Here is a 24,942-nt window from a genome sequence, read left to right as displayed (position 1 = left end):
GTGACCGGCGGAACTGGTTCAGACTTCGGGGATGGTGCGGCCGTAGCTCGCCAGCGTGACGGCGTCGGGCTCGGGACCGCCGCGCCTTCCGGTTTCGAGCCCGTCGATGGCGGTGAGCTCGCCGGGGGTGAGTTCGAAGGCGAACACGTCGAGGTTCTCCGCGATCCGCTCCGGCTTGGTGGACTTGGGGATCACCGAGCGGCCCTGCTGGATCCCCCAGCGCAGCAGCACCTGGGCCGGGCTCTTGCCGTGCTCCTCGGCGATGCGCGTGACCACCGGGTCCTGGAGGACGCTCGTGCGGTCCTCGCCGTAGCCGGGGTAGAAGGTGATCCCGCCGATGGGGGACCACGCCTGGTTGACGATGCCGTGCCGGTCGTCGAAGTCGAGTACGGCGCGCTGCTGGAAGTAGGGGTGGATCTCCAGCTGGTTCACCGCGGGGACCACGGAGGTCGCCGCGAGCAGCTCGGTCAGGTGGCCGACCATGAAGTTGCTGACGCCGATGGCCCGGACCCTCCCGTCGGCCAGGAGCTTCTCCAGGGCGCGGTACGCCGCCAGGGTCCGGTCGAAGTCCGACGGCAGGGCCTGGTGCAGGATCAGCAGGTCGATCCGGTCGACACCGAGCTTGGCGGCGCTCTTGTCGAAGCCGTGCAGGGTCTCGTCGTGCCCGTAGTCGCTGATCCAGATCTTGGTCTCGACGAAGATCTCCTCGCGCGGCACGCCGGAGTCACGGATGGCCTGGCCGACCTCGCGTTCGTTGCCGTAGGCGGCCGCGGTGTCGATGTGCCGGTAGCCGAGCTCCAGCGCGGAGGTGACGGCGGCCTTGGTCTCCTCGGGCGGGGTCTGGAAGACACCGAGTCCGAGGGCCGGCATCTGGATGCCGTTGTTGAGGGTGAGGGTCCGCATCACACGGTCCTTTCGTCGCGGGTGGTCTGTGAGGGCACGATGAGGGTGAGGACGGCCGGCAGGGCCGGTGCGAGCAGGACGGCGGAGCCGGTCAGGGCCGCGCCCGCCCGGGCCGCGATGTCGGCGCTCGCGTGGCAGGCGCCGAGGCGCGCTGCGCGGTGGTGGTCATCGCGTCACCGGTCTCATGGTCGGGTTTCCTGCCTCGGTGCTGGTGATCGACCTCCTGGTGGACGACGCGGCGTAAGAGCGCGCCGCAGCCGCCGGCCCGGTGATCCCAGAGTGGCTGCTCACGGCCGTACCAGCACCTTCAGCATCCATGCGTGCTGCGCGCACGGGGTTCCTTTCGACGCGGTCTCGGTCCGCCGATCAAGGCGGTCTCGGCGTGCCGACCTGGTCTCGCGGAGCGAGCCCCTCGGTCTCCTCCAGACAACCGCGCCGAGGCGCGCAGGTGAGAGTTACCGCTCTTCCAGGTAATGGCAGTACCTCGCACCTCTGCGACCAGCGGATCTACCGTGGAGGAGCCGGCACAGGATTCACGCCGATCACGAGGAGCAACCCGTGCCCCAGCATTCCCGCCCCACGGCAGCCCAGCAGCTCACCGGCGAGGCCGCGCCCGAGTTCGCCTCCGGAGCCTGACCATGGCCGGCATCGACAAGAAGAACCTGGCCGGCGAGGTCCGCGAGTTCCTCAGCACCCGGCGCGCGCGGATCACCCCCGAACAGGCCGGGCTGCCGGTGTACGGCGGCAATCGCCGTGTCGCGGGACTGCGCCGCGAGGAAGTCGCCCTGCTCGCCGGAATGAGCGTCGACTACTACGTCCGGCTGGAGCGCGGCAACCTCAGCGGCGTCTCCGACTCCGTGCTGGAGGGCCTGGCCCACGCCCTCCAGCTCAACGAGGCCGAACGCGCCCACCTCTACGACCTGGCCCGCTCGGCCACCCCTTCAGGGCGGCGCCCCACGGTCACGGCCTCACGCGTGCGCCCCACCATCCTGCGGCTGCTCGACTCGATGACGGACGTGCCGGCCTACGTACGCAACGCACGGTTCGACATCCTGGCCGCCAACGCACTGGGCCGGGCCCTGTACGCGCCGGTCTTCGACTCCCCGCTGTTCGCCCAGCGCGGCCCGGTCAACACCGCGCGCTTCCTGTTCCTGGACCCCGCGGGCCGCGACTTCTGGACCGACTGGGAGAAGGGCGCGGACGACTCCGTGGCGTTCCTGCGCACCGAGACGGGCCGGGCGCCCCACGACAGGGCGCTCACCGACATGATCGGGGAACTCACCACCAAGAGTGACGAGTTCGCCCGCCGTTGGGCCCGGCACGACGTGAAGTTCCACCGCAGCGGCACCAAGAACCTGCACCACCCGCTCGTCGGCGACCTGGCACTGCCTTACGAGGCGATGGACCTGCCGTCCGACCCGGGCCTGCGCCTGAACTTCTACACCCCGGAACCGGATTCGCCGGCGCAGCAGGCCCTCAGTCTGCTCGCCAGCTGGGCGAGCACCGGCACGGTCGTGCCCTCCCGAAACGACTGACCACGCAACGAGGAGAACCCCTTCATGCACTACCGACCGCTCGGCCGCACAGGCGTCCAGGTCAGCCCGCTCTGCCTGGGAGCGATGATGTTCGGCCCCTGGGGCAACGAGGACGAAGCCGACTCGCGCCGGATCATCCACCGCGCCCTCGACGCCGGCATCAACGTCGTCGACACCGCGGACGTGTACTCGGCCGGGATCTCGGAGGAGATCGTCGGGAAGGCGCTGAAGGGCCGACGCGAGAACGTGGTCCTGGCGACGAAGTTCTTCATGCCCATGAGCCAGGACGACCCCAACCAGCGGGGAGGCTCGCGGCGCTGGATCGTCCGCGAGGTCGAGAACTCCCTTCGGCGCCTGGACACCGACTACATCGACCTCTACCAGGTCCACCGCCCCAGCCCGGACACCGACGTCTCCGAGACGCTCGGCGCCCTCACCGACCTCGTGCGCCAGGGCAAGATCCGCTCCATCGGTTCCTCCTCCTACTCCGGCTCCCAGATCGTCGAGGCCCAGTGGGTCTCCAGGGAGCGCCACCTGGAGCGGTTCGTGACCGAGCAGCCGCCGTACTCGATCCTCGTCCGCGGCATCGAGGAGGACGTGCTGCCCACGGTGCGCCGCCACGGCATGGGCACGCTGACGTACAGCCCGCTCGCCGGCGGCTGGCTCTCGGGCCGCTACCGCAAGGACACCGCCTCGGGGCCGGCCTCCGCCGCGCGCCCGCAGGCCCGCTTCGACATGAGCACTCCGGCCAACCAGCGCAAGCTCGACGCCGTCGAGCAACTCGCGCTCCTGGCCGACAAGAGCGGCCTGACCCTGATCGAGCTGGCCGTCGCCTTCGTGATCAACCACCCCGGCGTCACCTCCGCGATCATCGGCCCGCGCACCATGGAGCAGCTGGACGCGTTCCTGCCCGCCGCCGGCATCACGCTCCCCGCCGACGTGCTCGACCGCATCGACGAGATCGTGGCTCCCGGCGTCACGGTCAACCCGGCCGACAACAGCTACGGCGACGTCGAACTCCGCCCCGACCAGCGGCGCCGCTGACCCGCCCTTCCGGGTGGCGCACCGCGACGGGCACATCCCCGGGAGAGGCCGTGCCAGTGGGCATCAGCGTTTCCTCCCCTGCAACTGCCGTGCCGGGCAGGATGGGTGGGACCAGGGGAGGGGTGCGTATGCGGGTGATGACCTGGAACGTGTGGTGGCGTTATGGGCCCTGGGAGCGGCGCAGGGAGGCGATTCTGGCGGTCCTCCGCGAGGTGCGGCCCGACGCGGTGGGTCTGCAGGAGGTCTGGGCGCGCGGTGAGGAGAACCTGGCTGCCTGGCTGGGCGAGCGGCTCGGCATGCAGTGGACCTGGGCTGCCTCCGACGCGCCGGACCGCTGGCAGAAGAGGATCGGGGACGGCACCGTCGGCATAGGGAACGCGGTGTTGAGCCGGTGGCCGCTCGTGGACCGTGCGGTGCTGCGCCTTCCGACGGCCGGTGGCCAGGACGACGGCCGGCTCGCCCTGCACGCGCTGCTGGACGCGCCCGGGCACCGTGTGCCGTTCTTCACCACGCACCTCAACCACGCGCTCCATGAGTCGGCGGTGCGGTGCCGGCAGGTCGAGGCGCTGGCGGCGTTCGTCGCTGCCCACCGAGGCACGGGTGCCGTTCCGCCGATCGTGACGGGGGACTACAACGCCTGGCCGGAGTCGGACGAGATGCGGTTGCTCGGCGGCTACAAGACGGCGCCGCCGGTGCCCGGACAGGTGCTCATGGATGCCTGGGAGTACGCCGATCCGACCGCACCGTCAGCGACGTGGGATGCGGCGAACCCCTTCGCGGGCCGGGCTTTCGAGCCGAACGTGCGCTGCGACTACATCCACGTGGGGCCGGCCGGTGCGGACGGTCTCGGCCGTGTCCGTGCGGTACGGCGCGCCGGCGACCACCCGGTGGAGGGTGTGTGGCCGTCCGATCACGCCGCGGTCGTCGCGGATCTCGCGTTGGAGCCCGTCGTCGTCGGTGGTGACGCCGATGCACGGTGAGGACGGGGACGTCGCGGTGGACGCGGGCGTTGGGATTCCCGTGCCGGGGGAGGGAGAGGTGTGGACGGTCGGCGCGGTGATCCTGAACCGGCAGGGCGCGGCGTTCGCTCAAAAACGCAGCCCTGACCGGCGGTTGTTCCCTGACACCTGGGACATCGTGGGCGGACACGTGGAGCCCGGCGAATCGCTGATGAGCGCTCTGGCCCGCGAGGTCGAGGAGGAGACCGGGTGGCGCCTGCGCCGCGTGCGCCGCCTGCTGAGCGTCTCGTCGTGGACCGGCGACGACGGAGGCGGAGTGCGCCACGAAGCCGACTATCTGGTCGACGTCGACGGCGACCTCGACCACCCGGTCCTGGAGTGGGCCAAGCACTCCGCGTACGGCTGGTTCAGCGCGGACAACCTTCACCGGCTCAAGGAGAACTGCCCGCCCGGGAACCACCTGATCCACGATCTGATCGCGAAGGTCATGGAGCAGGGGCAGAAGGGGGCAGGCGGTGAGGTGGCCCAGACGGGGTCACACGCTGAGGACTCCGCCGACGAAGGTCCGGTCCGGCGGTGACGCCACGAGTTCGACCATGGTGCCCGAGCGGAGGTCGTCGCCGGCGACGCGCGTGATCGCGTCGGTGAGCGCGGTGCCCAGGCGCGCGGTGATCCGGGCGGCGTCCGGCCGGTCGAAGACGCCGGCGCGGACGCCCAGGACCACCGAGGCTTTCGTGTCCACGGCCTTGCCGCCCTGCGCGAAACGCCCCTCGGGGACTCCGGCCAGGCGGACGCTCACCAGGTCGCGGGCCCATGCGCCGTAGACCTCGACGATCGCGTCGGTCAGCGCGGCGACGAGCAGGGGTTCCCTGCCGGCCAGCCTGTTTTCTGGAAGGTGGACGGTCAGATGCGGCATAGTGGACCTCGTTCCCTTTGAACTCAAAGCTGAACCCAAAGCCTTTGTATTCAAAGGTATCTGGAAGAGGTCACCGATGTCCACGGAAGCGGACGGTCCAGCCGTCGATGAGGCCGTCCGCACCCTGCTGCTGCTCATGCCGCGGCTCGTCGGCCGCGCCAAGCGCCTGCCCATCCCTCCGGCGCTCCAGGGCCTGGACCTGGCACCGCGACACCTCGCGCTGCTGGCCCACCTGGAGTACGACGGCCCCACCAGTGTCAACGACCTGGCCGCCCGGCTGGAGGTGGCCCCGACGACGGTCAGCCTCATGGTGAGCGAGCTGTCACGGCTGGGCGTCCTGCAGCGCACCGCCGATCCCGCCGACCGTCGCCGCCGCATCGTCGCCATCGCCCCCGGCTTCGCCGCACCGATCGGCGAGTGGCTGTCCGGCAGCGCCTCCGCCTGGGAACGCGTCATGCGCGATCTCGCCCCCGCGGAACGCGCCACGGTCATCACCGCCCTGCACGCCTACGAAGCCGCCTTGGAGCAGGCGGGCGACCCGCACCGGAACACGCCGCCGCGTTAGCTCTCTTCGACGAGCCGCCCGGCCGGGTTCCCCGGTCGCCCTCCGGCCCTGGTACTCACCAACTGCCCAGGCTCCGCCGGGCGTTGCCGATCCCGCGCTTCTATCCGTGGATGCCGCCGGCGACTTCGCGCAGCGCGGCCCAGGTGTGCACACCGACCTTGCCGTCCACCGCGAGGCCGTGGCCGTACCAGGACTGGAACTGCTTGACGGTGCTCTCCGTGATCGGACCGAAGTCGCCGTCGACCGTGATGCCGAGCAGGCACTGCACCTCCCGGACCCGGGGGCCGAGGTCGCCGCGGACGGTCAGCGCGTTGCCGGAGTAGTAGCCGCACGTGAAGGCGGCGGCCGTCGCGGGGGCGGACGCGCGGGCTCCCTCGAAGGCGGCGGCATGCGCCGCAGGTGCCAGCCCGACGGCCAGCCCGCCCAGACACACCCCGGCGGCGGCGGAGGCAACCACCCGGCGGCGCAGTCCCAAGAGTGAAACGATCATGTGGCCTCTCCTTCATCGATGTGAGCCACTTCCGGGCCGTTCCCCCACCTTGCCGTCGGGCACCGGATGCGTCATGAGCCGTCAGCGCAATCGGCTTGACGAACAGCGCACTTCCGGTGCCTGCGCGCCTGGCGACGCTCGTACCGACACCGCGGGTCCCGCATACATGCGCCTCCAAGTGGGCAAGTCGCTGGGGTGCCCCAGGAGGTGGCATCGGAGGGGAGGTCTCCCGTGGCCGATACCGGAGCTGCCGTCCGCCTGAGCGGCCTGCGCAAGTCCTACGGGGCGACCGACGCCCTGGCCGGGATCGACCTCGATGTGCGTCATGGCGAGTTCTTCTCCCTGCTCGGTCCCTCCGGTTCCGGCAAGACCACCACGCTGCGGCTGATCGCCGGCTTCGAGGAGCCGACCGGCGGCAGCGTCGAACTGGCCGGCCAGGACGTGACGGGCCTGGCCCCGTACGAGCGCGACGTGCACACCGTCTTCCAGGACTACGCCCTGTTCCCGCACATGACGGTGGAGCAGAACGTCGGCTACGCGCTCAAGGTACGGGGGACTTCCCGGGCCGAACGCGCCGGACGGGTGCGGGACGCACTGGCCTTGGTGCGGCTGGAAGGGCATGGCCGGCGCCGCCCCGCGCAGTTGTCCGGTGGCCAGCGGCAACGGGTGGCGCTGGCAAGGGCCTTGATCGACCGGCCGGCCGTACTGCTGCTGGACGAACCGCTGGCCGCCCTGGACCTGCGGTTACGCGGCCGGATGCAGGCCGAACTCAAGGAACTGCAGCGCGAGGTGGGAATCACCTTCGTCTTCGTCACCCACGACCAGAGCGAGGCGCTGAGCATGAGCGACCGGGTCGCGGTGTTCCACGCCGGCCGGATCGAGCAGGTCGGCACGCCGGCCGAGGTGTACGAGCGGCCCGCCACCGCCTTCGTCGCGGACTTCGTCGGAGCCTCCAACCTGCTCAGCGGCGAACCGGCGCGCCGCGTCACCGGCGGCCCGGGACCGTACAGCATCCGTCCGGAGCGGATCACGCTGTCCGCGCCGGCCGAGGACACCGGCAGCGGCGGGGCAGCGCACGGTGCCGCCGGCCGAACGGGCGCGTCCGAGCACCGGGCGAGCGGCACCGTCACCGACGTGGTGTACCTCGGGCACGCGATTCGGGTCCTGGTCGACCTCGACGTCGGCGGGCGGCTGACGGTGCTTCAGCACGTCGGGGAACCCGCCCGTGACGCCGCGCCCGGCGCCCGGGTGATGCTGCGCTGGCCCGCCGCCCACGCCGTACCCCTGCCCGCGGATCGCATACCCGGGTCGCACGAAGATCCCGGCGCGCATCACGGTTCGCCCGACCCCGGCGCGCCCGCGACCGTCCCCGCACCCGGGCGCGGACCGCGCTAGCCCCCCACGAGATTGGAGACACCGTGCGTGTGACCCGCCGTCTCGCCCCCGCCGCCGCACTCACCGCCGTCCTCGTCCTCGCCACCGCCTGCGGCGGCTCGTCCAGCCCGTCCGGATCCGTCGGATCCGACGGCAAGCTGCACCCGCCGAAGCTGACCGCGCAGCCCACCCTCGGCACGAGGGAGGGCGCGGTGAACCTCATCGCCTGGGCCGGATATGTCGAGGACGGCTCCGACGACCCGAAGGTCGACTGGGTCCACCCCTTCGAGCAGCAGACCGGCTGCACCGTCCACGTCAAGATCGCCGGCACCTCCGACGACATGGTCAGCCTGATGAAGACCGGGCAGTACGACGCCGTGTCCGCGTCCGGTGACGCGTCACTGCGGCTGATCGCCTCCGGGGACGCGGCCCCGGTCAACACCGCCCTGGTACCCAACTACAAGGACGTCTTCGGCGGCCTGAAGCTCCAGGCGTGGAACTCGGTGAACGGCGTCGCGTACGGAATCCCGCACGGCTACGGCGCCAACCTGCTGATGTACCGCACCGACAAGGTCTCCCCGGCGCCCACCTCCTGGGGCGCGGTCTTCGCCAAGGACTCACCGTACAAAGGCCACATCACCGCGTACGACTCGCCGATCTACATCGCCGACGCGGCGCTGTACCTGATGAGGACCCGGCCGGAACTCGGCATCCGCAACCCCTATGCGCTGGACCAGAAGCAGTTCGACGCGGCCGTGGCGCTGCTGCGGCAGCAGAACGCCAACATCGGCGAGTACTGGAGCGACTACCTCAAGGAGGTCTCGGCCTTCAAGAGCGGTGACTCGGTGCTCGGCACCACCTGGCAGGTGATCGCCAACACCGCGCAGTCGGAGAAGGTCCCGGTCAAGGCGGTGCTGCCGAGCGAGGGCACCACCGGCTGGTCCGACACCTGGATGCTCTCGGCCAAGGCCAAACACCTTAACTGCGCCTACGCATGGTTCAACTGGATCGTCTCCCCGCAGGTCAACGCGCAGGTCGCCGAGTACTTCGGGGAGGCCCCGGCCAACCGGCTGGCCTGCGACCACACCACGAGCCGGACGTTCTGCGCCGACTACCACGCCGGGGAGAGCGCGTACTACAAGCGGGTGTGGTTCTGGACCACACCCATCCCGCAGTGCGTCGACGGGCGCAAGGGCGTCACCTGCGTGCCGTACGCGAAGTGGGTGCAGGCGTGGACATCACTCAAGGGGTGAGCGCGGGGCCCGAGAGCCCGCTCCCGGCAGGCGGCGGGTCCGGCGGCGGTGCGACCGGCGGCCCGGCACCGGGCCGCCGGGCCGCGAAGTCCTTGCTGCGCACGCTGCACCGGCGGCCGCGGCTGCGGCTGGCCCTGCTGCTGGCGGCCCCGCTGGCCTGGCTGATCGTGGCCTACCTCGGCGCGCTGGCCGCGTTGTTCCTGTCCGCCTTCTGGACCACCGACCCCTTCACCTCGGACGTCGTACGGACCTGGACCCTCGCCAACTTCCGCGAGGTACTGACCACTTCCGTCTACTGGCACGTGGCCCTGCGCACCCTCGGCACCGCCCTCGCGGTGACCGCCGTGGACATCGTGGTGGCCTTCCCGATCGCCTTCTGGACGGCCCGGGTGGCCGCCCCGCGCCACCGCAACCTGCTGGTGGTCGCCGTGCTCACCCCGCTGTGGGCCAGCTACCTGGTCAAGGCGTACGCCTGGCGGACCCTCCTGTCCACGGGCGGCCCGCTGGACTGGGCCCTGAAACCGCTCGGGCTGAGCGGACCCGGCTACGGACTGCCCGCGGTGATCATCGTGCTGGCGTACCTGTGGCTGCCGTACATGATCCTGCCGATCCACGCGGGACTGGCCAACCTGCCCGACGACGTCCTGGACGCCGCCGCGGATCTCGGCGCCCGCACCTGGCGCACCTTCCGCACGGTGGTGCTGCCGCTGGTCCTGCCGTCGGTGGCCGCCGGATCGGTGTTCACCTTCTCGCTCAGCCTCGGCGACTACATCGCCGTCCAGATCGTCGGCGGCAAGACCCAGCTCATCGGCAACGCCATCTACTCCGACGTGACCCTCGACCTGCCGCTGGCCGCCGCGCTGGGCACCATTCCGGTGGCCGTCGTGGTGCTCTACCTGCTCGCGATACGGCGATCGGGCGCGCTCGACTCCCTGTGAGACGCCGCGCCCCCGGTCCCCAACCGCCGCCCCGACGCCGATCCCGACCCGCAGCCGTGCCGGCAGCGGCGACCGTTCCCCCCGAAGGCGAGGCGACCCCACGGATGAGACTCTCCCGGACCGCGCGGATCCTGCTGCGCACGGCCGCAGCGCTCGGCATCGCCGCGATCTACCTGCCGCTGCTGCTGGTACTCGTCAACTCGGTGAACCCGGACCGCGCCTTCGGCTGGCCGCCCAGCGGCGTCACCGGCCGGTGGTGGGACGACGCCTGGCACAGCGCGGGGGCCCGCTCGGCGCTGTGGGTGTCGGTCCGCGCCGGCCTCGGCGCCACCGCCGTCGCCCTGGTCCTCGGCACGCTCGTCGCCTTCGCCGTGCAGCGGTACGCCTTCTTCGGCCGGCAGACCCTGTCCTTCCTGGTGGTGCTGCCCATCGCCCTGCCCGGTGTGGTCACCGGCATCGCCCTCAACAGCGCCTTCCGCTCCGTGCTGCCTCCGCTCGGCCTGGGCTTCGGGCTGCTGACCGTGATCATCGCGCACGCCACGTTCTGCGTGGTCGTCGTCTTCAACAACGTCGTCGCCCGGCTGCGCCGGGTGTCCGGCTCCTACGAGGAGGCCGCGATGGACCTGGGAGCCGGCCCCTTCCAGACCTTCCGCGACGTGACCTGGCCGCTCGTCAGGTCCGCGGTCCTGGCCGGCGGCCTGCTGGCGTTCGCCCTGTCCTTCGACGAGATCGTGGTCACCACCTTCACCGCGGGCGCCGGGGTGCAGACCCTGCCGGTGTGGATCTTCGGCAACCTGGCGCGGCCCCAGCAGGCGCCGGTGGTCAACGTGGTCGCCGCCGTCCTGGTCCTGCTGTCGGTGATCCCGGTGTACGGGGCCCAGCGGCTGTCCGGCGACACCGCGACGGGCGGCCGGATCTGAGCACGCGCCCGGGATCTGAGCGCGAAGGGGCTGGGAGACCACCCGGGCGGCGACCGATCAGCCGCCGGCGATCCCGTAGCGCTCCTGGACCAGCCGCAGGTGCGTCCACGAGCGCAGGCCGGCGACGCCGTCCAAGGACCCGATCCGGTCGAGGACGGCGACGGTGTCCTCGACCGTGGTGGTCACGATGGTGCCCACGGCATCCGCGGTGCCCAGTGTCAGGGCCAGGAAGTCAACGGCGCCGATCCTCCCGATCCGGTGGAGGACGTCCTGCGCCGCCCCTTCGAGGTCGAGGGCGAAGCCGGTCATGAAGGAGCGGCCGAGCTTGGTCGGGTTCACCAGGGTGACGATCCGGATGACGCCCGAGTCGAGCAGGCCGCGGACGCGTGCCCGGGTCGCCGCCGCCGACAGGCCGACGTGCGCCGCGAGGTCGGCGTAGCTGGTGCGGCCGTCGGCGCGGAGAAGAGCGATCAAGCTCCGGTCGAGGTGGTCGACGGCGGGATCGGTGTCGACGGCGTCCCCCGGAGGAGGCAGGTGCGGCTCCATGACCACATCGGTGTAGACGAGGGTCTCGATGCGCGTGACGCCCTCGACGCCGCGCAGGCGGTCGACCGCGTTCCCGAGCCGGTGCAGGTCGGTGGTCCTGATCTCAGCCACGACTCCTGCGCGACCTGAGACGATGGAGACGAACACCGTCTCGTCCTGGTCGGCGAGTATGCGGGCGACGTCCTCGCGGCGCGCCCCGGTCACGCTGACGGAGAGATGCGCGGTGGCGCGGATGCCGTCGAACTCGGGTCGGACGGTGGCCACCACGCGGAGCACGCCCTCCTCGAAGAGCCTCAGCACGCGGGATCGCACGGCCTTGCGGGACAGGCCGACCCGCCCCGCGAGCGACTCGAAGGAGGCGCGGCCGTCCTCGCGCAGGGCCTCGACGAGGTCGAGGTCGGTTTCGGTCAGGTTCACCGGGCTCAGGGTAGCGAATCGGATGCACTGAGGCCGACCAGCAAACCAAACGGGCGTTGACGGCGGGCCGTCGGGTACATATCGTTCGAGCAGCTCGTGCATGGCGAGTCATTCGGGCCAGCAGCCGGGACCTCCGGCACGAATCGCAGGAGATCCGGTGAGGACAGACGAGCGACCCCGCGCAGGCGGGATCGAGACCCACACCATCGACTTCATCCCCCCGGCCGAGCGCCGCGGCAAGCCCTGGCACCTGTTCACGCTGTGGTTCGGTGCGAACAGCGTCATCGTGAGCGTGGTCACCGCCTCGATCCTGGTCGGCGGCGGCATGTCGTTCGCCTGGTCGGTCGTGGCCATCGTCATCGGCTTCGCGCTCGGCGGGTTCCTCGCGGCCTTCCACTCCGCCCAGGGCCCTCAGCTCGGCATCCCGCAGATGATCCAGAGCCGCGCCCAGTTCGGGTACGTCGGCGGTGTCGTCCCGATGATCATCGCGGAGATCAACTACCTGGTCTTCTTCGCCGCCGCCCCGGCGATCTGCGGCCTTCTGACCCACGCGGTGTGGGGCTGGAACGTCTACCTCGTCGCCGTGGTCGTCACGGTGATCACCTTCGTGGTGGCGCTCTTCGGCTACGACCTGAGCCATCGCCTGGCGAAGTACCTCAGCGTCGCCTCGGTCGTCGTCTTCGGGATCCTGACGATCCTGGTGCTCGACCACTCCGGCATCGACCACCCGACCACGCACAACCTGCACACCGGCGGCTTCCACACCGGCCTGTTCCTCACCGGCATCGCTGTGACCTTCGTCTACGCCGCGGGCTACGCACCGTACATCGCCGACTACTCCCGCTACCTGCCGGCCTCGACCTCGACCCGCGCGACCGCCTGGTGGACCTACGCCGGCATCGTGATCTCGGGGATCTGGCTGTTCGTGCTCGGCGCCTACCTGACCACCGTGACCGGCTTCGGCGCCGACACCCTGGGCTCGGTGGTCCAGGTCAGCGACTCCTTCAGCAAGGGCTTCACCGCGCTGCTGGTGATCGTGGTGATCGGCATCCAGGTGCTGCAGGGCTCGCTGTCGATGTACGCCGGCGGGAACACCGCGCTCAGCATCGCCACCTCGCTGCGGCGGAGCGCAGCGCCGGTCGAGGCGAGCCTGCGCACCCGGCTGTGGTCGCTCGTGCCCTTCGCGCTCGTCTGCCTGGCCGCGACCATCGCCTACTCGAAGAGCTTCACCAGCGCGTTCACCGATGCCCTCGGAGTCGTGCTGATCCTGCTGATCCCGTGGTCGGCGATCAACCTCGCCGACTTCTACTTCGTGCGCGACGGCCATTACGACGTGGAGGCGATCTTCGACCCGCGCGGCGAGTACGGCCGTGTCAACACCGCCGGCGCGATCAGTTTCCTGCTCGGCTTCGTCGTCGAGCTCCCCTTCGCCAACCTCGGCTTCTGGGCCGGGCCCATCGCGCACAAGCTCGACGGCGGCGACCTGTCCTGGCTGGTCGGCATCGTGGTCAGCGGTGCCTGCTACCTGTTGATGACCCGGACCGCGCGCGTCGCGGTCAGCACTGCGGAGGTTTCCCCCCGATGAGCTCGACCATCCTGACCGGCGGCCCCGTCCGCACCATGACCGACGACGGCCACGTCCCCGAGGCGGTGCTGATCCACGGCGGCGTGGTGCAGGCGGTCGGCACCCTCACCGAGATGCGCCGCTCGGCGTACGAGACGCCCGAGATCGTCGACCTCGACGGCCGCACGCTGATGCCGGGCTTCGTCGACGCGCACGCCCACACCATCCTGCACGGGTCGGCGATCGACTGGGTGGACCTCTCCGGCGCCCGCAGCATCGACGCCGTCGTGCGTCTCCTCGGCGAACGCGCCGCCGCGCGTCCCGGTGAGGCCGTTCGCGGCTACGGCTACGACCAGTCCAAGCTGGTCGAGGGCCGGCACCCGTCGGCGGCCGACCTCGACCGGGTCGCGCGCGACCGGGTGGTCCAGATCCAGCACGCCAGCGGTCACGGCTACGTGGTCAACACGCTCGCCCTGCGCCAGGCGCACATCACCGCCGCGACCCCGACGCCGATCGGCGGCCGGATCGACCGCGACGCCGACGGCGAGCCGACGGGTGTCCTCTTCGACTCCGCGTGCGACCTGCTGACCGGCGCCGAGGGCGTCAAGGTGCGCAACCACGGCCCCAACTTCCACCTCCCGATGACGCACGCCGAGATCGACCACCTCTTCGACCTCGGCCAGCGCTCGCTGCTCAAGGCCGGCATCACCACCATGTGCGACGCCCAGGTCACGCAGCTGGAGATGGACAGCTACCTGCGGGCACGGGACGAGGGCCGGCTGCGGATGCGGACCGAGATGCTGGCGCTGTCGAGCAACCTCGAACACCTCACCGGACTCGGCATGAGCTCCCGCCTGGGCGACGACCAACTCCGGCTGTGGGGCGTCAAGCTCTACGCCGACGGCTCGGTCATCGCGCGCACGGCGTACCTCAACGGGCACGCCTGCTGCGGGAAGCCCTCGCCTCAGGGCTACCTCTACCACGAGGCCGAGGAACTCGCCGCCCTCATCACCACGGCCCACCGCCTCGGCCTGAGTACCGCCACCCACGCCCAGGGCCCGCTGCCGATCGGCGTGGTCCTCGACGCCGTGGCCGGCGCTCGCGCCGAACGGCCGCGCACCGGCCTGGTGCACCGCATCGAGCACTGCGGCTTCCCGACCGGCGAGCAGATCGGGCGGATGGCCGGCCTGGGCGTCGTGCCCGTGCCGCAGCCGATGCAGGTGAGCCTCTACGGCGACTCGCTGATGGACGAGTTCGGCGAGTTCGGCGGCCGGTTCTACCCGTACGGCGAGTTCGAGCGGGCCGGTGTCCCCGTCGTCATCTCCTCCGACGCGCCGGTGACCATGCCCAACCCGCTCGAGGCGGTGTGGGCCGCCGTCACCCGCGAGACCCTCGGCGGTGCCGTCTCGGGCGAGGAGGCGCAGAAGGCCAGCCGCGCCGGCGCCCTGCGCGGCGTCACCGTCACGCCGGCGCGGATGCTGGGCCGCCAGGACATCGGCGTCATCCGCCCCGGTGCCAAAGCCGACTTCGCCTTCCTCGACGCGGACCCCGTCACCGTTCCCGTCGAACGGCTTCCCGGAGTCGGCGTGACGCAGTCGTGGATCAACGGAGAAGAGGTCGTCCTGGGCTAGCCGTTCTGTTCTCCGGGCCGACCGGGGATGGAGCGGCAGGACCACGTCCGGAGGACACGGTCACCCGAGCTCGGTACGAAGCCAGTGCCGGATGTCGGGCGTCACCAAGTCCGTGATGTCGGCGAACTCCCCATGCTTCTGCAGGAACTTCGCCACGTAGGGGCAGACGGGCACGATGCGCTTGCCCGATGCCCGCACGTCGTCCAGAGCCTGCCGGACGAGCGTGGAGGCCAGGCCCTGTCCGGCGAAGGCCTCGTCGATCTCGGTGTGGAAGAAGACCCGCTGCGCCTCGCGATCACGGAACTCGGTGAAGCCCGCGAGCCGGCCGTCGACCAGGATCTCGTAGCGGTGCCGGTCATCGGCGAGTTCGACGACAGGGGCGGTGGATGACGTCATCGGGTGTCCTTCGGAGGCGGTGCGCGCCGGGTTCCGGCGCGGGGTGAGGGTGGTGTTGGGCAGGACGGGTGCCGGGATCCGGTCTCCGCCGTAGCCCTCGACGGTGCCGAACCGGTCGGAGTTCCGCTGCCACGCTTCCCGTGCTTCGGCGACCTCGTCGTGGGTGCGGCCGATGAAGTTCCACCACATCACGAGGGGCTCTTCGAAGGGCGTCCCGCCGAGCAGGACGGCCCGGGCCGGGGTGTCGCCGGTGTTGGTGAGGGTGAGCGTGCCGGTTCCGGAGGCGTGATACCCGAGTTCCGCCGGTCGCAGCGGCGTTCCCGCCAGGGTGAGGGTCCCGCTGTCGATGAGGAGGCCGTGTTCGAAGGAGGGGTCGACCGCGAGGGTGGCGGTCGCGCCCGGGTCCAGGGTGAGCTCGGCGCCCAGAAGAGGGGAGAAGGTGCGGACCGGTGATGCGTCGCCGGCCAGGGCTCCCAGGAACACCCTGGCTTCCCCTCCGCCGACCGGGACCGGGCGCGGGACGTAGTGCTGGAAGTCCCGGGGGGCGTCGCGATGGTCCGCCGGGAGCGCGACCCACAGCTGCACGCCGTGCAGGACGGTGGTCGCGGTCGTGGAGACCTCCGAGTGGCTGATGCCGCGTCCGCCGGTCATGAGGTTCAGCTCGCCCGGCCGCACGTACGCGTGGGTGCCCAGACTGTCCCGGTGCTCGATCTCGCCGCTGAACAGCCAGCTCACCGTCTGCAGCCCCGTGTGCGGGTGCGGTGCGACGTCCATCCCGCCCGACTCCGCGACGTCGTCCGGACCGTAGTGATCGGCGAAGCACCAGGCGCCGATCGTCGTCCGGGCCCGCTGCGGCAGCGTGCGCCCCACCGTCATGGCGCGAGGGCCGCCCAACGGCACGTCGCGCGGCGACAGCACCTCCACCCGGGTTCCCTGCTGCCGCGCCGGACCTTCGTCCCCCACGGCACCGCAGCGCAGTTCCGCGGGATCGCTCTCGGTGTTGCTCACGGCCTGGCACCCCTCTCCGAGCAGTTGCACATTCAACTATTATGCCATCGTGGGCGCACCAGCGGATGTGCGGGACGCCGAGGAGGGGCCGGCAGCGGCTCGTTGGAGGGGAGTGCGAGTGAGCGACGTGGAAGGGGAACGGGTGGTTCGGCGCGTCTTCATCGACAAGCAGAGCCCGCGGGCCTACCGCTCCTTTCGGGAGAGTGCCGCCGTGGTGCGTGCGGTCGCGGCGGACGCCGGGCTGGAGCGGACACTCGTCGAACTGGTCAATCTGCGCGTGTCGCAGATCAACGGCTGCGCGTACTGCCTGTCGACGCACACCAGGGCGGCCCTGCAGGCCGGTGAGGACGTCCAGCGGCTGGGCGTGCTGGCCGCGTGGCGCGACACCGAACTCTTCAGCCCGCGTGAACGCGCGGCACTCGCACTGGCGGAGACCACCACCAGCCCCGCGGACGCCACGGCCCAGGAAGAGGCCTACGCGTCCGCTCGCGCGGTGCTGACCGACGACGAGATCTCCGCGGTCATCTGGGTGGCGATCACCATCAACGCCTTCAACCGGGTGTCCATCCTGAGCAAGCACCCGGTGCGGCCCCGCCCCGCGCCATCCGGCGGGACCCGAGCGGAATAGCGGAGAGTACCCATCGGTTACTCCACCGCCAAGGGGGAGGTGCGGACCCGAGTGAGCCCCCACTCCCCGACGGAAGGACCGACATGAGCAGCAGGTTCAACAGCTACCGCCCCGACGGCGAGCCCACGGCCGACCGCTGGGCCGGCGCTCTGCACCTCTTCGACGACGCCGGCGGCGGCGTGCCCGTGATCGGCGAAGGGGCCGCGGTGGACCGCTGGGAGCGGGCCGAACTGCTCTTCGAGGAGAAGGGCTACGCGGAAGCGGCCAAGCTCCTTGCCGGTATCGTCGCCGAGTTCCCCGAGCAGGTGGCGCCCCGGCTCCTCCTGGCCCGGGCCTACTACCACTCCGCCCAGTTGAAGCGCGCCGAGGAGGAACTGCGAAGGGTGATCGACCGCGATCCGGTCGAGCACTACGCGCACCTGATGCTGGGCCGTACCTTGGAGCGGCAGGGCCGCAGCGCCGAGGCCGCCTCGTGGCTGCGCAGGGCAGGAGCGCTCTCCGGCGAATTCGCGTCGGGCTGAGCCCGGTCGGGGACGGGAGGTCGTCGGGGTGCCGTCGATCGGCGTATTGACAGGGGCATGACTACCGGTTGATTCTGTACTGCCGCCCCAAGTTCCCCATGCGGCTCAGGGCTGGCGTTTGAGCATTCTGATCCCCCCCACCAAGGAGCCAGCATGCGCAGATTCACCCGCGTCGTCACCGTGGCGTTAGCGGCGGCCGCCCTTGCCGCCCCCGCCGTGCCGGCCAGCGCGGCCGCCGCACCGGGACTGTCGTTCCGCCCCCTGCACCACTACAACATCAACGGCTACAACTGGGGCGGATACGCGGCCACGGGCAGCGGCTTCACTTCGGTCTCGGCGGCCTGGACCGAAGCGAACGCGACCTGCAATTCCACCAACGACCTCTACGCCCCCTGGGTCGGCATCGACGGGTACGGCTCGTCCACCGTGGAGCAGACCGGGGTGGCGACCGACTGCTCCAGCGGCAAGCCCGTCCACCAGGCCTGGTACGAGATGTACCCGGCGAACCCGGTGTACCTGAGCCTCAGTTCGTACCCGGTCTCAGCCGGCGACCACATCACCGCCTCGGTCACCTACGTCGGAAGCAGCAAGTACACCCTGAAGCTGGCCGACTCCACGCGTGGTTGGACCTACACCACGACCAAGTCCCTGTCCGCGCAACGGACCAGCGCCGAGGTCATCATCGAGTCGCCGACCGGGGCCTACCCGAACTTCGGCACCCTCAACTTCACCTCGGCCACGGTCAACGGAAGCTCCCTCGGGTCATTCGGCCCGGTCGCGCTCGACCCGTCGAACGGCGCCTACGAGGCCCGGACCGGCGCGCTCGGCTCCAGCGGCACCAGCTTCAGCGAAACGTACCTGCGGGAGTAGCGGCGCCGGCGCTGGGGTGCTCACCCGCCCCAGCGCACGCAGGCCGCCCGCGCGTACGGCGGTTGCCACCGTCCCGGTGGTGCAGAAGGGCCCATGAGCTGGCATTCGGCCAGGTCGGTGGGCCCTTCGTCCTTTCCCGGACTGCCGTGCGCCTGATGCGCGTGAGAGCGGTGGCGGCCGCACCTACGCGTTCCCGTTCTCCGCGCGGAACCGGGACGGCGACATCGAGGTGGCCGCGCGGAAGCGGCGGGAGAAGTAGAGCGGGTCGGTGAAGCCGACCTGGCCGGCGACGTGGGCGATCGGCAGATCGGTGTGGGTGAGCAGGAGACGGGCCAGCTCCATGCGCTTGCCGTCGACGTGGGCCATCAGGCTCGTGCCGAGCTGCTGCGCGGCGAGGTGGGCCAGGCGGGACGGCGAGATCCCGCCGACGTGGGCCAACGACGCGACGGTGTGAGGGTGTTCGAGGTGGCTGCCGACATACTCGAGCACGGTGCGCAGCCGGGGGTCGAGGACCGTCTCGCGGGGGTTGGCGGTGTCGCACCAGAGCAGCGCTTCCTCGACGGCGTTCATGGCGAACAGCAGGTCGCGCCGCAGTCCGCTGCGGCGTGCCGAGATCGCGCGGTCGAGTGCCTGCACGATGCGGGCGTGGACGGTCTCGTCGACGTCGATGTGCCGGACGCCAGGCGCCGGTGACGGCCAGTCGAGCAGCAGGAGCCACTCGGGCCGTGCGAGCAGGTGCGCCCAGCGAAGGGACCACTGGCCGGCCTCGTGGTCGGTGCCGTAGTCGTGCGGGGTGCGCGGCTCGATGACGGCGACCTGGCCGTGGCCGACGAGCACGTCCGGGGCGGCCGGCAGGCGCAGCCGGCCGCGGCCCTCCACGGTGACCAGCAGCAGCCAGTCGGCCGTGCCGCCCGGGCGGACCGTCCGGTAGGCGAGGCCCTGGCGGTCCAGCCTGCCCGGGATCACCGGCTCGGCCGGCGCCGCGCGCGTGACGGTAGGTGGCCGGGGCGCAGCATGAGGGTGGGGCATCGCGGCAGGATCCTCCATGGGAGCGACCGGTTGGTCCATACCCGTATCGTCCGCCCGATACGAGGATGAAGCCATGACAGCAACTGCTCTGTCGGTCGCAGCCGAGGACGCCGCCGTGCTGCGTGACCGCTATGACCGTGACGGGGTCGTCCAGATCGACGGCCTTCTGCCCGGCGACGAGATCGACGCCGTACGCACCGCTTTCATGGCCCAGGTCGAAGGCGACCACGCCGGCCTCGGGGCGCACGACGAGGTCGCCGCGGACGACGTCCTGGCGCGCTACCCGCGCTTCATGCAGCCGCACCGCCGCACCGACCTCGCCGTGGGGCGCATCTCCCGCCGGTTGATGACCGACCGGCGTCTGCTCGACGTGGTCACCGCGCTGATCGGCCCGGTGTACGGCGCCCAGTCGATGTTCTACTTCAAACCCCCGTCGGCGCGCGGCCAGGCCATGCACCAGGACAACTACTTCCTTCGCGCGCACCCGGAGACATGCCTGGCCGCGTGGATCGCCGTCGACCGGTGCGACGCCGCCAACGGCGCGCTCAAGGTGGTCCCGGGCAGCCACACGATGGAGATCGCGTGCCCGGAGTCCGCGGACCGGACCGAGTCCTTCAGCAGCGGCCTGGTCCGCCCGCCCGAGGGCCTGCCGGTCGTGCAGAGCGAACTCCAGCCCGGCGACGTGCTGTTCTTCCACGGCAGCACCGTGCACGGGTCCCTGCCCAACACCACCTCGGACCGCTTCCGGCGGTCCCTCATCCTCCACTACGTCCCGCGGGCGAGCGTCGAGATCTCCCGCTACTACCAGCCCCTCGTCGACCCCCTCGGCAGCGAGGTCCACATCGACGAGAGCACCGGCGGAGGCCCCTGCGGCGACGGCTGGGCGGGCGCGGCGCACTGATGGGCGGCACGGCCCGGGGGAGCGGGCGCCTGATCCCGCAAGGGCGTCCGGAGGCACGGGCGTTCAGCGCAGGCGCTTGATCTCGCCACGGGCGCGGTAGAAGCCGCCCCTGTTGGCGGGATGGAGTTCGGTGACCAGGTAGCGGGCGCCCGGTGTGCGGATGCCCTTGGGGAACTGGACGTGCCAGTTCGGATCGAAGCCCGGCGAGACCACCCGGACGCGCGTGCGGGCACCCTCCTGGTAGCACTCCACGACGATCCCGCCGGGAGCGGCCAGGCCCACGGACACGTCCACGGCCTCGACCACCTGCGTCGGCACCACCCGCTCCCAGCCGGTGGCCTTGATGTCCGCGGTGTCGGGCAGGCGTCCGGCCCGCGCCTCGCGTATCGCGGTCTCGCCGGCGTCGATGCAGGCCAGCGAGCCGTCGGTGGTCACCAAGTACAGCCGCTCGTCGCGGTATTGCATGGAGTACGCAGAACCGCATCCGGTGGCCAGCTTCCACAGGCGGGTGCCGTCGGCGGCGAAGCAGTACACGGAGGAGTGGTTGTCGCCGGCGAAGACGTACCTGCCGTCCGGCGAGGTGGCGCAGGAGAAGACCGACGCATCGCAGCGGTAGCGGGCCCGTTCCGAGCCGTCCGCCTTGGCGAGGCGGTGCACCCAGCCCCGGGAGGTGCCCGCGAACACCTCGTCCGGCTCCTGCCAGCCGAACAGCACCTGCCCCTGCGTGGGCGTGGTCCAGCGCGGTGCGCCGTCCCTGGCGCCGTACATCGCCACGCCGTACGAGTCCCCGTGGTAGACGCCGTTGTCGTCGCACCGCACCATCCAGGCGTGGGTGCCGTTGCCGCCCCGTCGCCACTGGAACTCGTCCTCGTGGTCCACGGTGGTCACCCCGCCGCGGGCGTCCGACACGCCCAGCACACCGTCGTGGATGTCCAGCCAGAAGATGTCGACGTCCTCGGCTATCTCGTACGCCACGTGCGGCACCTTGCCGCTGAGGTCGTACACCCGGCCGTCGTCGCAGCCGGCGTAGATCCAGAAGTCGTCGGCGACGATGCACTTCACACCGTCCGGCAGCCCGAATCGGCCCCTCACCTCGCCGCCGTGGGCCAGGGTGAAGACGTCCCCGGCCTGGTTGCCCACCCAGACCCCGTCCTCGTCCACGAATATCCCGAACGCGGGCGCGCCCGACCGGAAGCGCCACAGCATCGGAGCCTGCTCGGCGGTGGAGCGGCTGCTGACGATCTCCCGCCGGGTCACCGCCCGCCGCTTGCGGAGACCCCGCACGGCGGGGGCGTATCCCTTGCGGACTTTCGCGCCGATCTTCTTGGCAGCCTCGGCCTGCGCCTTCTGCGCTGTCGCGTACGAGGTCGTTCTGGTCTGGCCCTGCTCACCGATGCGGCCGAAGGTGATCGTCATCTCGGTCCCGTCGCACACCACCTCGTAGAACTTGTGGGAGCCCCCGCCGTCCTCGGACAACTCCAGGTAGGTGGACGATGCGGTGGCGGCGTGAGCGGACATGGCTGTTCCCTTCACAGAAAACACGGAGGAGGCGCCGCCTGGCCCGAGCAGCCTGCGTGGTACCGGCCTTGGCGTCATGAATGACGGTAGACGGGGCCACTGACAGTCCGTCCGGTGCGGCGCCCGGGGTTCCTCGGCGGGCCTCCGTGCTCCTGCCGGACTGCACAAGGGGCGGCCGGTGCCGCGACGTGCTGCGGCACCGGCCGTGGCAGGCGCGTGCGACGGTCAGGGGCACCGCCGAAGCCGGGGCTCGCTCAGGCGTCGAGCACGAAGCCCTTGAACAGCGCCGAATCCTTGGAGTCGCCGATGCCGGAGGCCCACTCGATGTACCCCTTGCGGCCCTGCCCGTCATTGTCGTTGACCAGCATGGAGAAGCTGATCAGGCCCCCGGACGGGTCGATGCCCAGGTCGCTCCAGGCGATCCCGACCTCGTAGGTGGTCGTCGTGCCGCTGCGCACGACGGCCGCGCCGCCGGCGGGCAGCGCTCCGGTCGACGGGCCGGACCAGCGCCAGGTGGAGGCCGCGCCGCCGACGAGGGAGGCGCCGATCTCGTTCCAGGTCCGCGCCTCGCCCGGGGTGCCGGCGCCGACGGCGAACTGCAGCGAGTCGTTCTGCCAGATCTGGTCGCCGATCGCCGAACCGTTGTGGACGTCGTCAGTGGCCGCGACCGTCAGGTAGAGCCGGTCCGCGTCATGGCTGAGCCAGAAGTCGAACGACAGGTCCTGCGCGCCCTGGTACCCCGTCATCACCACCGTGCCCTCGCTCGACGTCCCGGTCCGGGGACTGCCGGCCAGTTCGTTGACACCGTCGACGGTGATGGTGCGCCGCGGGATGTGCCGCAGATCGGACGCCGCGACCACCACGACGTCGCCCGCCGCGGACAGCGTGGCGCCGTCGTCCATGGTCGCCTCGACCTGGTACGGCGTCTTGGTGGTCAGCCCGGTGAGGGACACGAATCGTTCGTCGACGGCCCCTGCCGCGATCGTGAGGTCGGACGCCGACGCGTGGACCGACCCGATGGTCCACGTCAGTGACGGCACGCCCTGATCGGTGCTGCCGGAGTTCGCCACCCGGACGCGCAGCGCGTCCTGACCGTCCTTCAGGACATGCAGCACCGACAGCGTCAGCGGCTCCGCGACCAGGTACTCCGCCGCAAGCCGGGCGACGACGGTGTCCTGCTCGGTGACCGACGCGTGCACGGTGCGCCTTCCCACCGCGTCCGCGGTGCCGAAGGCGACCTCGGTGCTCGCCGTGGCGCCCGGTGCCGCCACGGCCGTGGCGACGATCCTGCCGCCGCTGAGCAGCTTCGCCGTGACCGGACGGTCGCCGCCGGTGTTGTCGACCAGCCAGGTCGCGGCCAGGTCCTCGCCCCGCTTGGCCTCATGGGCCGTCAGTTGGTGCCGCACCGAGCCCGCGACAGCCAGGGGCCGCGGCGACGTGAGGTACACCGGCTCCGTGCCGAGGGTGAGCGAGAAGGTGCCGGAGCCAGGCGCGGCGAAGACGCGGACCGCGGCGCCGTAGGTGTCGGTGAAGACTGCAGAACCTTCCACCGTGACCGCGAACGGCGTCGGGTCGGCCGCCCACAGCATCCAGGTCGCCCCGGGACGGCCCGGGATCACCGTCCGCGTGACCCCCTCCGCAGGCGCGTCGTTCTTCAGCCCCGCCGGGCCGGACGGAGTCGCCGCGGCCGTGAGCTGCCGCGCCAGGTTGGCGTACGCGGCGTAGACGGGTTTGGGCCGGGTCGATCCGCCCGAGACCATCCGCACCATGCCGAAGTTCTGCTCCTGCTCCCCGGAGTCGGTGCCGTCGTCCATGAAGTCGTACCAGAAGAAGTCCCGCGCCCCCGTCGCGTAGGCGGTTGCCGCGCTCTGGACCGCGTACGCCGCCTGGGTGCGGGCGTCCACCGACAGCTGGGTCGTGGCATTGGTCCAGCCCAGCTCGGAGATCCAGAGGTCGCGCCGCACCCCGTAGGAGCGGATGAGCGCGTCGACCTGCTGGAGCTGCTGGGCCAGTTGCTCGGGTGCCGCCGGGTAGCAGTAGGGGTGCACGGACACCGCGTCGACGTAGTCGAGTCCGCCCTGGTCGAAGACCGCCTTCAGCCAGTCGATCGGGACGCCGGAGGTGGCCGGGGCGACGTACCGCAAGTGGGGGTAGTGCTTGCGCAGTTCGGTGACCGTCGCCTTCAACAGCAGGAAGTAGTAGTCCGGTTGGCAGTTCGCGGGGCTGCCGCCGCGGGCCCCGAAGGTCGGGATGTTGAACTCGTTGAAGATCTCGACCGCGGCCACCTGCGGGTTCTGCCTGACGAGTTCGACCGCGTACTGGGCGAAGCCCGCCCGGCCCGCGTCCGTGTACGGCGTCGCACCCCCGTCGTAGTTGGCGTTGTTGAAGCTGAGGACCGGGAGGTCGGTCAGGCCGTTGGCGACGAGCGAGGCGCGGTACTGCCGGTAGAGCGAGAAGTCATAACTCCCCTTGGCCGGTTCGGCGCCCCACCACTCCTCGGTGTCGCGCACGGTGGCGATGCCCGCTGCGGCGATCAGGGGGCTGAGGACCGTCGGGTCCCACGGGTCGGGGCCGAACCCGAAGTGGGTGTTGACGCCGAGCCCGGGGATGGTCGCGGCGATCGCGCCGAGGACGCAGAAGGTGTCGGTGGCGGTCACCGTGCCGGAAGCGCCGGTCAGTTGGTAGGTGGCCGTGTAGTAGCCGCGGCCGACCGGCACGGTGATCCGGGTGGGGCCGGACGCGGCGGCGGTCAGGGAGCCCGACCAGACCGGGTCGCCGCCCGGCACCGAGACCGTCACCTCGATCCTGTCGCCGGGCCGGGCGTCCGGAACGGTCAGCCGCGGCTTGGCCGGTTCGACGAAGACGTTCGACGCGGCCGGGGCGGCACCCGGTCCCGTTCCGCCCGCCGCGGCGGCCGGTTGAGCGCCGAGACCGAAGCCCGGGACGGCGACGGTGCTCGCCATCGCCGCAGAAGCGGCGAGGAAGGATCTGCGCTTCACACTGTTCTCCGATGCTG

23 protein-coding genes and 1 pseudogene are annotated in these 24,942 nt (G+C 71.1%); 15 read left to right on the top strand and 9 right to left on the bottom strand.

Annotation, left to right across the window (positions count from 1 at the left end):
* Positions 1–18: 18 nt before the first annotated feature.
* Positions 19–903 carry an aldo/keto reductase gene (locus ACH4TG_RS21155; RefSeq protein ID WP_398243934.1) on the bottom strand — a complete coding sequence of 295 codons (885 nt, stop codon included), beginning with the start codon at positions 901–903 and terminating at the stop codon, positions 19–21.
* A 638-nt stretch (positions 904–1,541) separates the two neighbouring features.
* Between ACH4TG_RS21155 and ACH4TG_RS21150 the strand changes: the two genes are divergently transcribed.
* The 4 genes from ACH4TG_RS21150 to ACH4TG_RS21135 all read left to right on the top strand — a co-directional run bounded on the left by ACH4TG_RS21150 (position 1,542) and on the right by ACH4TG_RS21135 (position 5,021).
* A complete protein-coding gene (locus ACH4TG_RS21150; RefSeq protein ID WP_398243933.1) occupies positions 1,542–2,438 on the top strand; it encodes a helix-turn-helix transcriptional regulator in 897 nt (298 codons plus the stop codon).
* A 24-nt stretch (positions 2,439–2,462) separates the two neighbouring features.
* Positions 2,463–3,482 (top strand): aldo/keto reductase, encoded by a 1,020-nt coding sequence (locus tag ACH4TG_RS21145; RefSeq protein ID WP_398243932.1) that lies wholly within the window; start codon positions 2,463–2,465, stop codon positions 3,480–3,482.
* 128 nt (positions 3,483–3,610) lie between these two features.
* A complete protein-coding gene (locus ACH4TG_RS21140) occupies positions 3,611–4,462 on the top strand; it encodes an endonuclease/exonuclease/phosphatase family protein (protein ID WP_398243931.1) in 852 nt (283 codons plus the stop codon).
* The gene (locus ACH4TG_RS21135) at positions 4,452–5,021 is read left to right on the top strand and encodes an NUDIX hydrolase (RefSeq protein WP_398243930.1); all 570 of its coding nucleotides are present in this window, start codon (positions 4,452–4,454) and stop codon (positions 5,019–5,021) included. The genes ACH4TG_RS21140 and ACH4TG_RS21135 overlap by 11 nt, the downstream gene beginning before the upstream one ends.
* Here the strand turns inward: ACH4TG_RS21135 and ACH4TG_RS21130 are convergent.
* Positions 4,977–5,357 (bottom strand): tautomerase family protein, encoded by a 381-nt coding sequence (locus tag ACH4TG_RS21130; RefSeq protein WP_398243929.1) that lies wholly within the window; start codon positions 5,355–5,357, stop codon positions 4,977–4,979. The genes ACH4TG_RS21135 and ACH4TG_RS21130 overlap by 45 nt on opposite strands.
* Positions 5,358–5,433: 76 nt before the next feature.
* Here ACH4TG_RS21130 and ACH4TG_RS21125 point away from each other — a divergent pair, with 76 nt between their 5' ends.
* A complete protein-coding gene (locus tag ACH4TG_RS21125) occupies positions 5,434–5,922 on the top strand; it encodes a MarR family winged helix-turn-helix transcriptional regulator (protein ID WP_398243928.1) in 489 nt (162 codons plus the stop codon).
* 100 nt (positions 5,923–6,022) lie between these two features.
* Here the strand turns inward: ACH4TG_RS21125 and ACH4TG_RS21120 are convergent, their stop codons facing one another.
* Positions 6,023–6,412: a peptidoglycan-binding protein gene (locus tag ACH4TG_RS21120; protein WP_398243927.1), complete on the bottom strand. Its 390-nt coding sequence runs from the start codon at positions 6,410–6,412 to the stop codon at positions 6,023–6,025.
* A 231-nt stretch (positions 6,413–6,643) separates the two neighbouring features.
* On the opposite strand from ACH4TG_RS21120, the gene ACH4TG_RS21115 reads away from it, so the two are divergent.
* From ACH4TG_RS21115 to ACH4TG_RS21100, 4 genes are all read left to right on the top strand, one after another.
* The gene (locus ACH4TG_RS21115) at positions 6,644–7,807 is read left to right on the top strand and encodes an ABC transporter ATP-binding protein (RefSeq protein ID WP_398243926.1); all 1,164 of its coding nucleotides are present in this window, start codon (positions 6,644–6,646) and stop codon (positions 7,805–7,807) included.
* A gap of 23 nt (positions 7,808–7,830) precedes the next feature.
* Positions 7,831–9,039, top strand: coding sequence for an ABC transporter substrate-binding protein (locus tag ACH4TG_RS21110; RefSeq protein WP_398243925.1), 1,209 nt, complete (start codon positions 7,831–7,833; stop codon positions 9,037–9,039).
* A 92-nt stretch (positions 9,040–9,131) separates the two neighbouring features.
* Complete coding sequence (locus tag ACH4TG_RS21105) at positions 9,132–9,977, top strand: ABC transporter permease (RefSeq protein WP_398244060.1); 846 nt, start codon at positions 9,132–9,134, stop codon at positions 9,975–9,977.
* 104 nt (positions 9,978–10,081) lie between these two features.
* A complete protein-coding gene (locus ACH4TG_RS21100) occupies positions 10,082–10,897 on the top strand; it encodes an ABC transporter permease (protein WP_398243924.1) in 816 nt (271 codons plus the stop codon).
* 57 nt (positions 10,898–10,954) lie between these two features.
* Here ACH4TG_RS21100 and ACH4TG_RS21095 read toward each other — a convergent pair whose 3' ends face one another.
* Positions 10,955–11,860: an Lrp/AsnC family transcriptional regulator gene (locus tag ACH4TG_RS21095; protein WP_398243923.1), complete on the bottom strand. Its 906-nt coding sequence runs from the start codon at positions 11,858–11,860 to the stop codon at positions 10,955–10,957.
* Between the two features lie 157 nt (positions 11,861–12,017).
* Between ACH4TG_RS21095 and ACH4TG_RS21090 the strand changes: the two genes are divergently transcribed.
* Together ACH4TG_RS21090 and ACH4TG_RS21085 are read left to right on the top strand one after the other, a co-directional pair.
* On the top strand, positions 12,018–13,445 hold the full coding sequence (locus ACH4TG_RS21090) for a purine-cytosine permease family protein (protein WP_398243922.1): 1,428 nt from the start codon (positions 12,018–12,020) through the stop codon (positions 13,443–13,445).
* Positions 13,442–15,055, top strand: coding sequence for an amidohydrolase (locus ACH4TG_RS21085; RefSeq protein ID WP_398243921.1), 1,614 nt, complete (start codon positions 13,442–13,444; stop codon positions 15,053–15,055). The genes ACH4TG_RS21090 and ACH4TG_RS21085 overlap by 4 nt, the downstream gene beginning before the upstream one ends.
* 60 nt (positions 15,056–15,115) lie before the next feature.
* On the opposite strand, the gene ACH4TG_RS21080 is transcribed toward ACH4TG_RS21085, so the two are convergent.
* Both ACH4TG_RS21080 and ACH4TG_RS21075 read right to left on the bottom strand, forming a co-directional pair.
* The gene (locus ACH4TG_RS21080; protein ID WP_398244059.1) at positions 15,116–15,451 is read right to left on the bottom strand and encodes a GNAT family N-acetyltransferase; all 336 of its coding nucleotides are present in this window, start codon (positions 15,449–15,451) and stop codon (positions 15,116–15,118) included.
* A 27-nt stretch (positions 15,452–15,478) separates the two neighbouring features.
* Positions 15,479–16,459, bottom strand: a pseudogene (locus ACH4TG_RS21075) (pirin family protein); the annotation flags it as partial.
* A 118-nt stretch (positions 16,460–16,577) separates the two neighbouring features.
* Between ACH4TG_RS21075 and ACH4TG_RS21070 the strand changes: the two are divergent.
* The 3 genes from ACH4TG_RS21070 to ACH4TG_RS21060 all read left to right on the top strand — a co-directional run bounded on the left by ACH4TG_RS21070 (position 16,578) and on the right by ACH4TG_RS21060 (position 18,478).
* Positions 16,578–17,087, top strand: coding sequence for a carboxymuconolactone decarboxylase family protein (locus ACH4TG_RS21070; protein WP_398243920.1), 510 nt, complete (start codon positions 16,578–16,580; stop codon positions 17,085–17,087).
* Positions 17,088–17,170: 83 nt separating this feature from the next.
* Positions 17,171–17,608: a tetratricopeptide repeat protein gene (locus ACH4TG_RS21065; protein WP_398243919.1), complete on the top strand. Its 438-nt coding sequence runs from the start codon at positions 17,171–17,173 to the stop codon at positions 17,606–17,608.
* Between the two features lie 153 nt (positions 17,609–17,761).
* Complete coding sequence (locus ACH4TG_RS21060; RefSeq protein ID WP_398243918.1) at positions 17,762–18,478, top strand: G1 family glutamic endopeptidase; 717 nt, start codon at positions 17,762–17,764, stop codon at positions 18,476–18,478.
* Between the two features lie 183 nt (positions 18,479–18,661).
* Here the strand turns inward: ACH4TG_RS21060 and ACH4TG_RS21055 are convergent, their stop codons facing one another.
* A complete protein-coding gene (locus ACH4TG_RS21055; protein WP_398243917.1) occupies positions 18,662–19,507 on the bottom strand; it encodes a helix-turn-helix domain-containing protein in 846 nt (281 codons plus the stop codon).
* Positions 19,508–19,580: 73 nt separating this feature from the next.
* On the opposite strand from ACH4TG_RS21055, the gene ACH4TG_RS21050 reads away from it, so the two are divergent.
* The gene (locus ACH4TG_RS21050; protein ID WP_398243916.1) at positions 19,581–20,408 is read left to right on the top strand and encodes a phytanoyl-CoA dioxygenase family protein; all 828 of its coding nucleotides are present in this window, start codon (positions 19,581–19,583) and stop codon (positions 20,406–20,408) included.
* Positions 20,409–20,471: 63 nt separating this feature from the next.
* Here ACH4TG_RS21050 and ACH4TG_RS21045 read toward each other — a convergent pair whose 3' ends face one another.
* Positions 20,472–21,926: a WGR domain-containing protein gene (locus ACH4TG_RS21045; RefSeq protein ID WP_398243915.1), complete on the bottom strand. Its 1,455-nt coding sequence runs from the start codon at positions 21,924–21,926 to the stop codon at positions 20,472–20,474.
* Between the two features lie 254 nt (positions 21,927–22,180).
* Positions 22,181–24,925: a sugar-binding protein gene (locus tag ACH4TG_RS21040; RefSeq protein WP_398243914.1), complete on the bottom strand. Its 2,745-nt coding sequence runs from the start codon at positions 24,923–24,925 to the stop codon at positions 22,181–22,183.
* Between the last annotated feature and the right edge of the window lie 17 nt (positions 24,926–24,942).

It is taken from the genome of Streptomyces sp. NPDC020917, assembly GCF_044333795.1.
Classification (GTDB): domain Bacteria; phylum Actinomycetota; class Actinomycetes; order Streptomycetales; family Streptomycetaceae; genus Actinacidiphila.
This window is presented reverse-complemented; position numbering and strand designations above follow the sequence as displayed.

Bases quoted from the DNA above. Each gene is read 5' to 3' on its own strand.
- ACH4TG_RS21155 (WP_398243934.1), bottom strand. From the start codon at position 903: ATGCGGACCCTCACCCTCAACAACGGCATCCAGATGCCGGCCCTCGGA.
- ACH4TG_RS21150 (WP_398243933.1), top strand. From the start codon at position 1,542: ATGGCCGGCATCGACAAGAAGAACCTGGCCGGCGAGGTCCGCGAGTTC.
- ACH4TG_RS21145 (WP_398243932.1), top strand. From the start codon at position 2,463: ATGCACTACCGACCGCTCGGCCGCACAGGCGTCCAGGTCAGCCCGCTC.
- ACH4TG_RS21140 (WP_398243931.1), top strand. From the start codon at position 3,611: ATGCGGGTGATGACCTGGAACGTGTGGTGGCGTTATGGGCCCTGGGAG.
- ACH4TG_RS21135 (WP_398243930.1), top strand. From the start codon at position 4,452: ATGCACGGTGAGGACGGGGACGTCGCGGTGGACGCGGGCGTTGGGATT.
- ACH4TG_RS21130 (WP_398243929.1), bottom strand. From the start codon at position 5,357: ATGCCGCATCTGACCGTCCACCTTCCAGAAAACAGGCTGGCCGGCAGG.
- ACH4TG_RS21125 (WP_398243928.1), top strand. From the start codon at position 5,434: ATGTCCACGGAAGCGGACGGTCCAGCCGTCGATGAGGCCGTCCGCACC.
- ACH4TG_RS21120 (WP_398243927.1), bottom strand. From the start codon at position 6,412: ATGATCGTTTCACTCTTGGGACTGCGCCGCCGGGTGGTTGCCTCCGCC.
- ACH4TG_RS21100 (WP_398243924.1), top strand. From the start codon at position 10,082: ATGAGACTCTCCCGGACCGCGCGGATCCTGCTGCGCACGGCCGCAGCG.
- ACH4TG_RS21085 (WP_398243921.1), top strand. From the start codon at position 13,442: ATGAGCTCGACCATCCTGACCGGCGGCCCCGTCCGCACCATGACCGAC.
- ACH4TG_RS21080 (WP_398244059.1), bottom strand. From the start codon at position 15,451: ATGACGTCATCCACCGCCCCTGTCGTCGAACTCGCCGATGACCGGCAC.
- ACH4TG_RS21065 (WP_398243919.1), top strand. From the start codon at position 17,171: ATGAGCAGCAGGTTCAACAGCTACCGCCCCGACGGCGAGCCCACGGCC.
- ACH4TG_RS21060 (WP_398243918.1), top strand. From the start codon at position 17,762: ATGCGCAGATTCACCCGCGTCGTCACCGTGGCGTTAGCGGCGGCCGCC.
- ACH4TG_RS21055 (WP_398243917.1), bottom strand. From the start codon at position 19,507: ATGCCCCACCCTCATGCTGCGCCCCGGCCACCTACCGTCACGCGCGCG.
- ACH4TG_RS21050 (WP_398243916.1), top strand. From the start codon at position 19,581: ATGACAGCAACTGCTCTGTCGGTCGCAGCCGAGGACGCCGCCGTGCTG.
- ACH4TG_RS21045 (WP_398243915.1), bottom strand. From the start codon at position 21,926: ATGTCCGCTCACGCCGCCACCGCATCGTCCACCTACCTGGAGTTGTCC.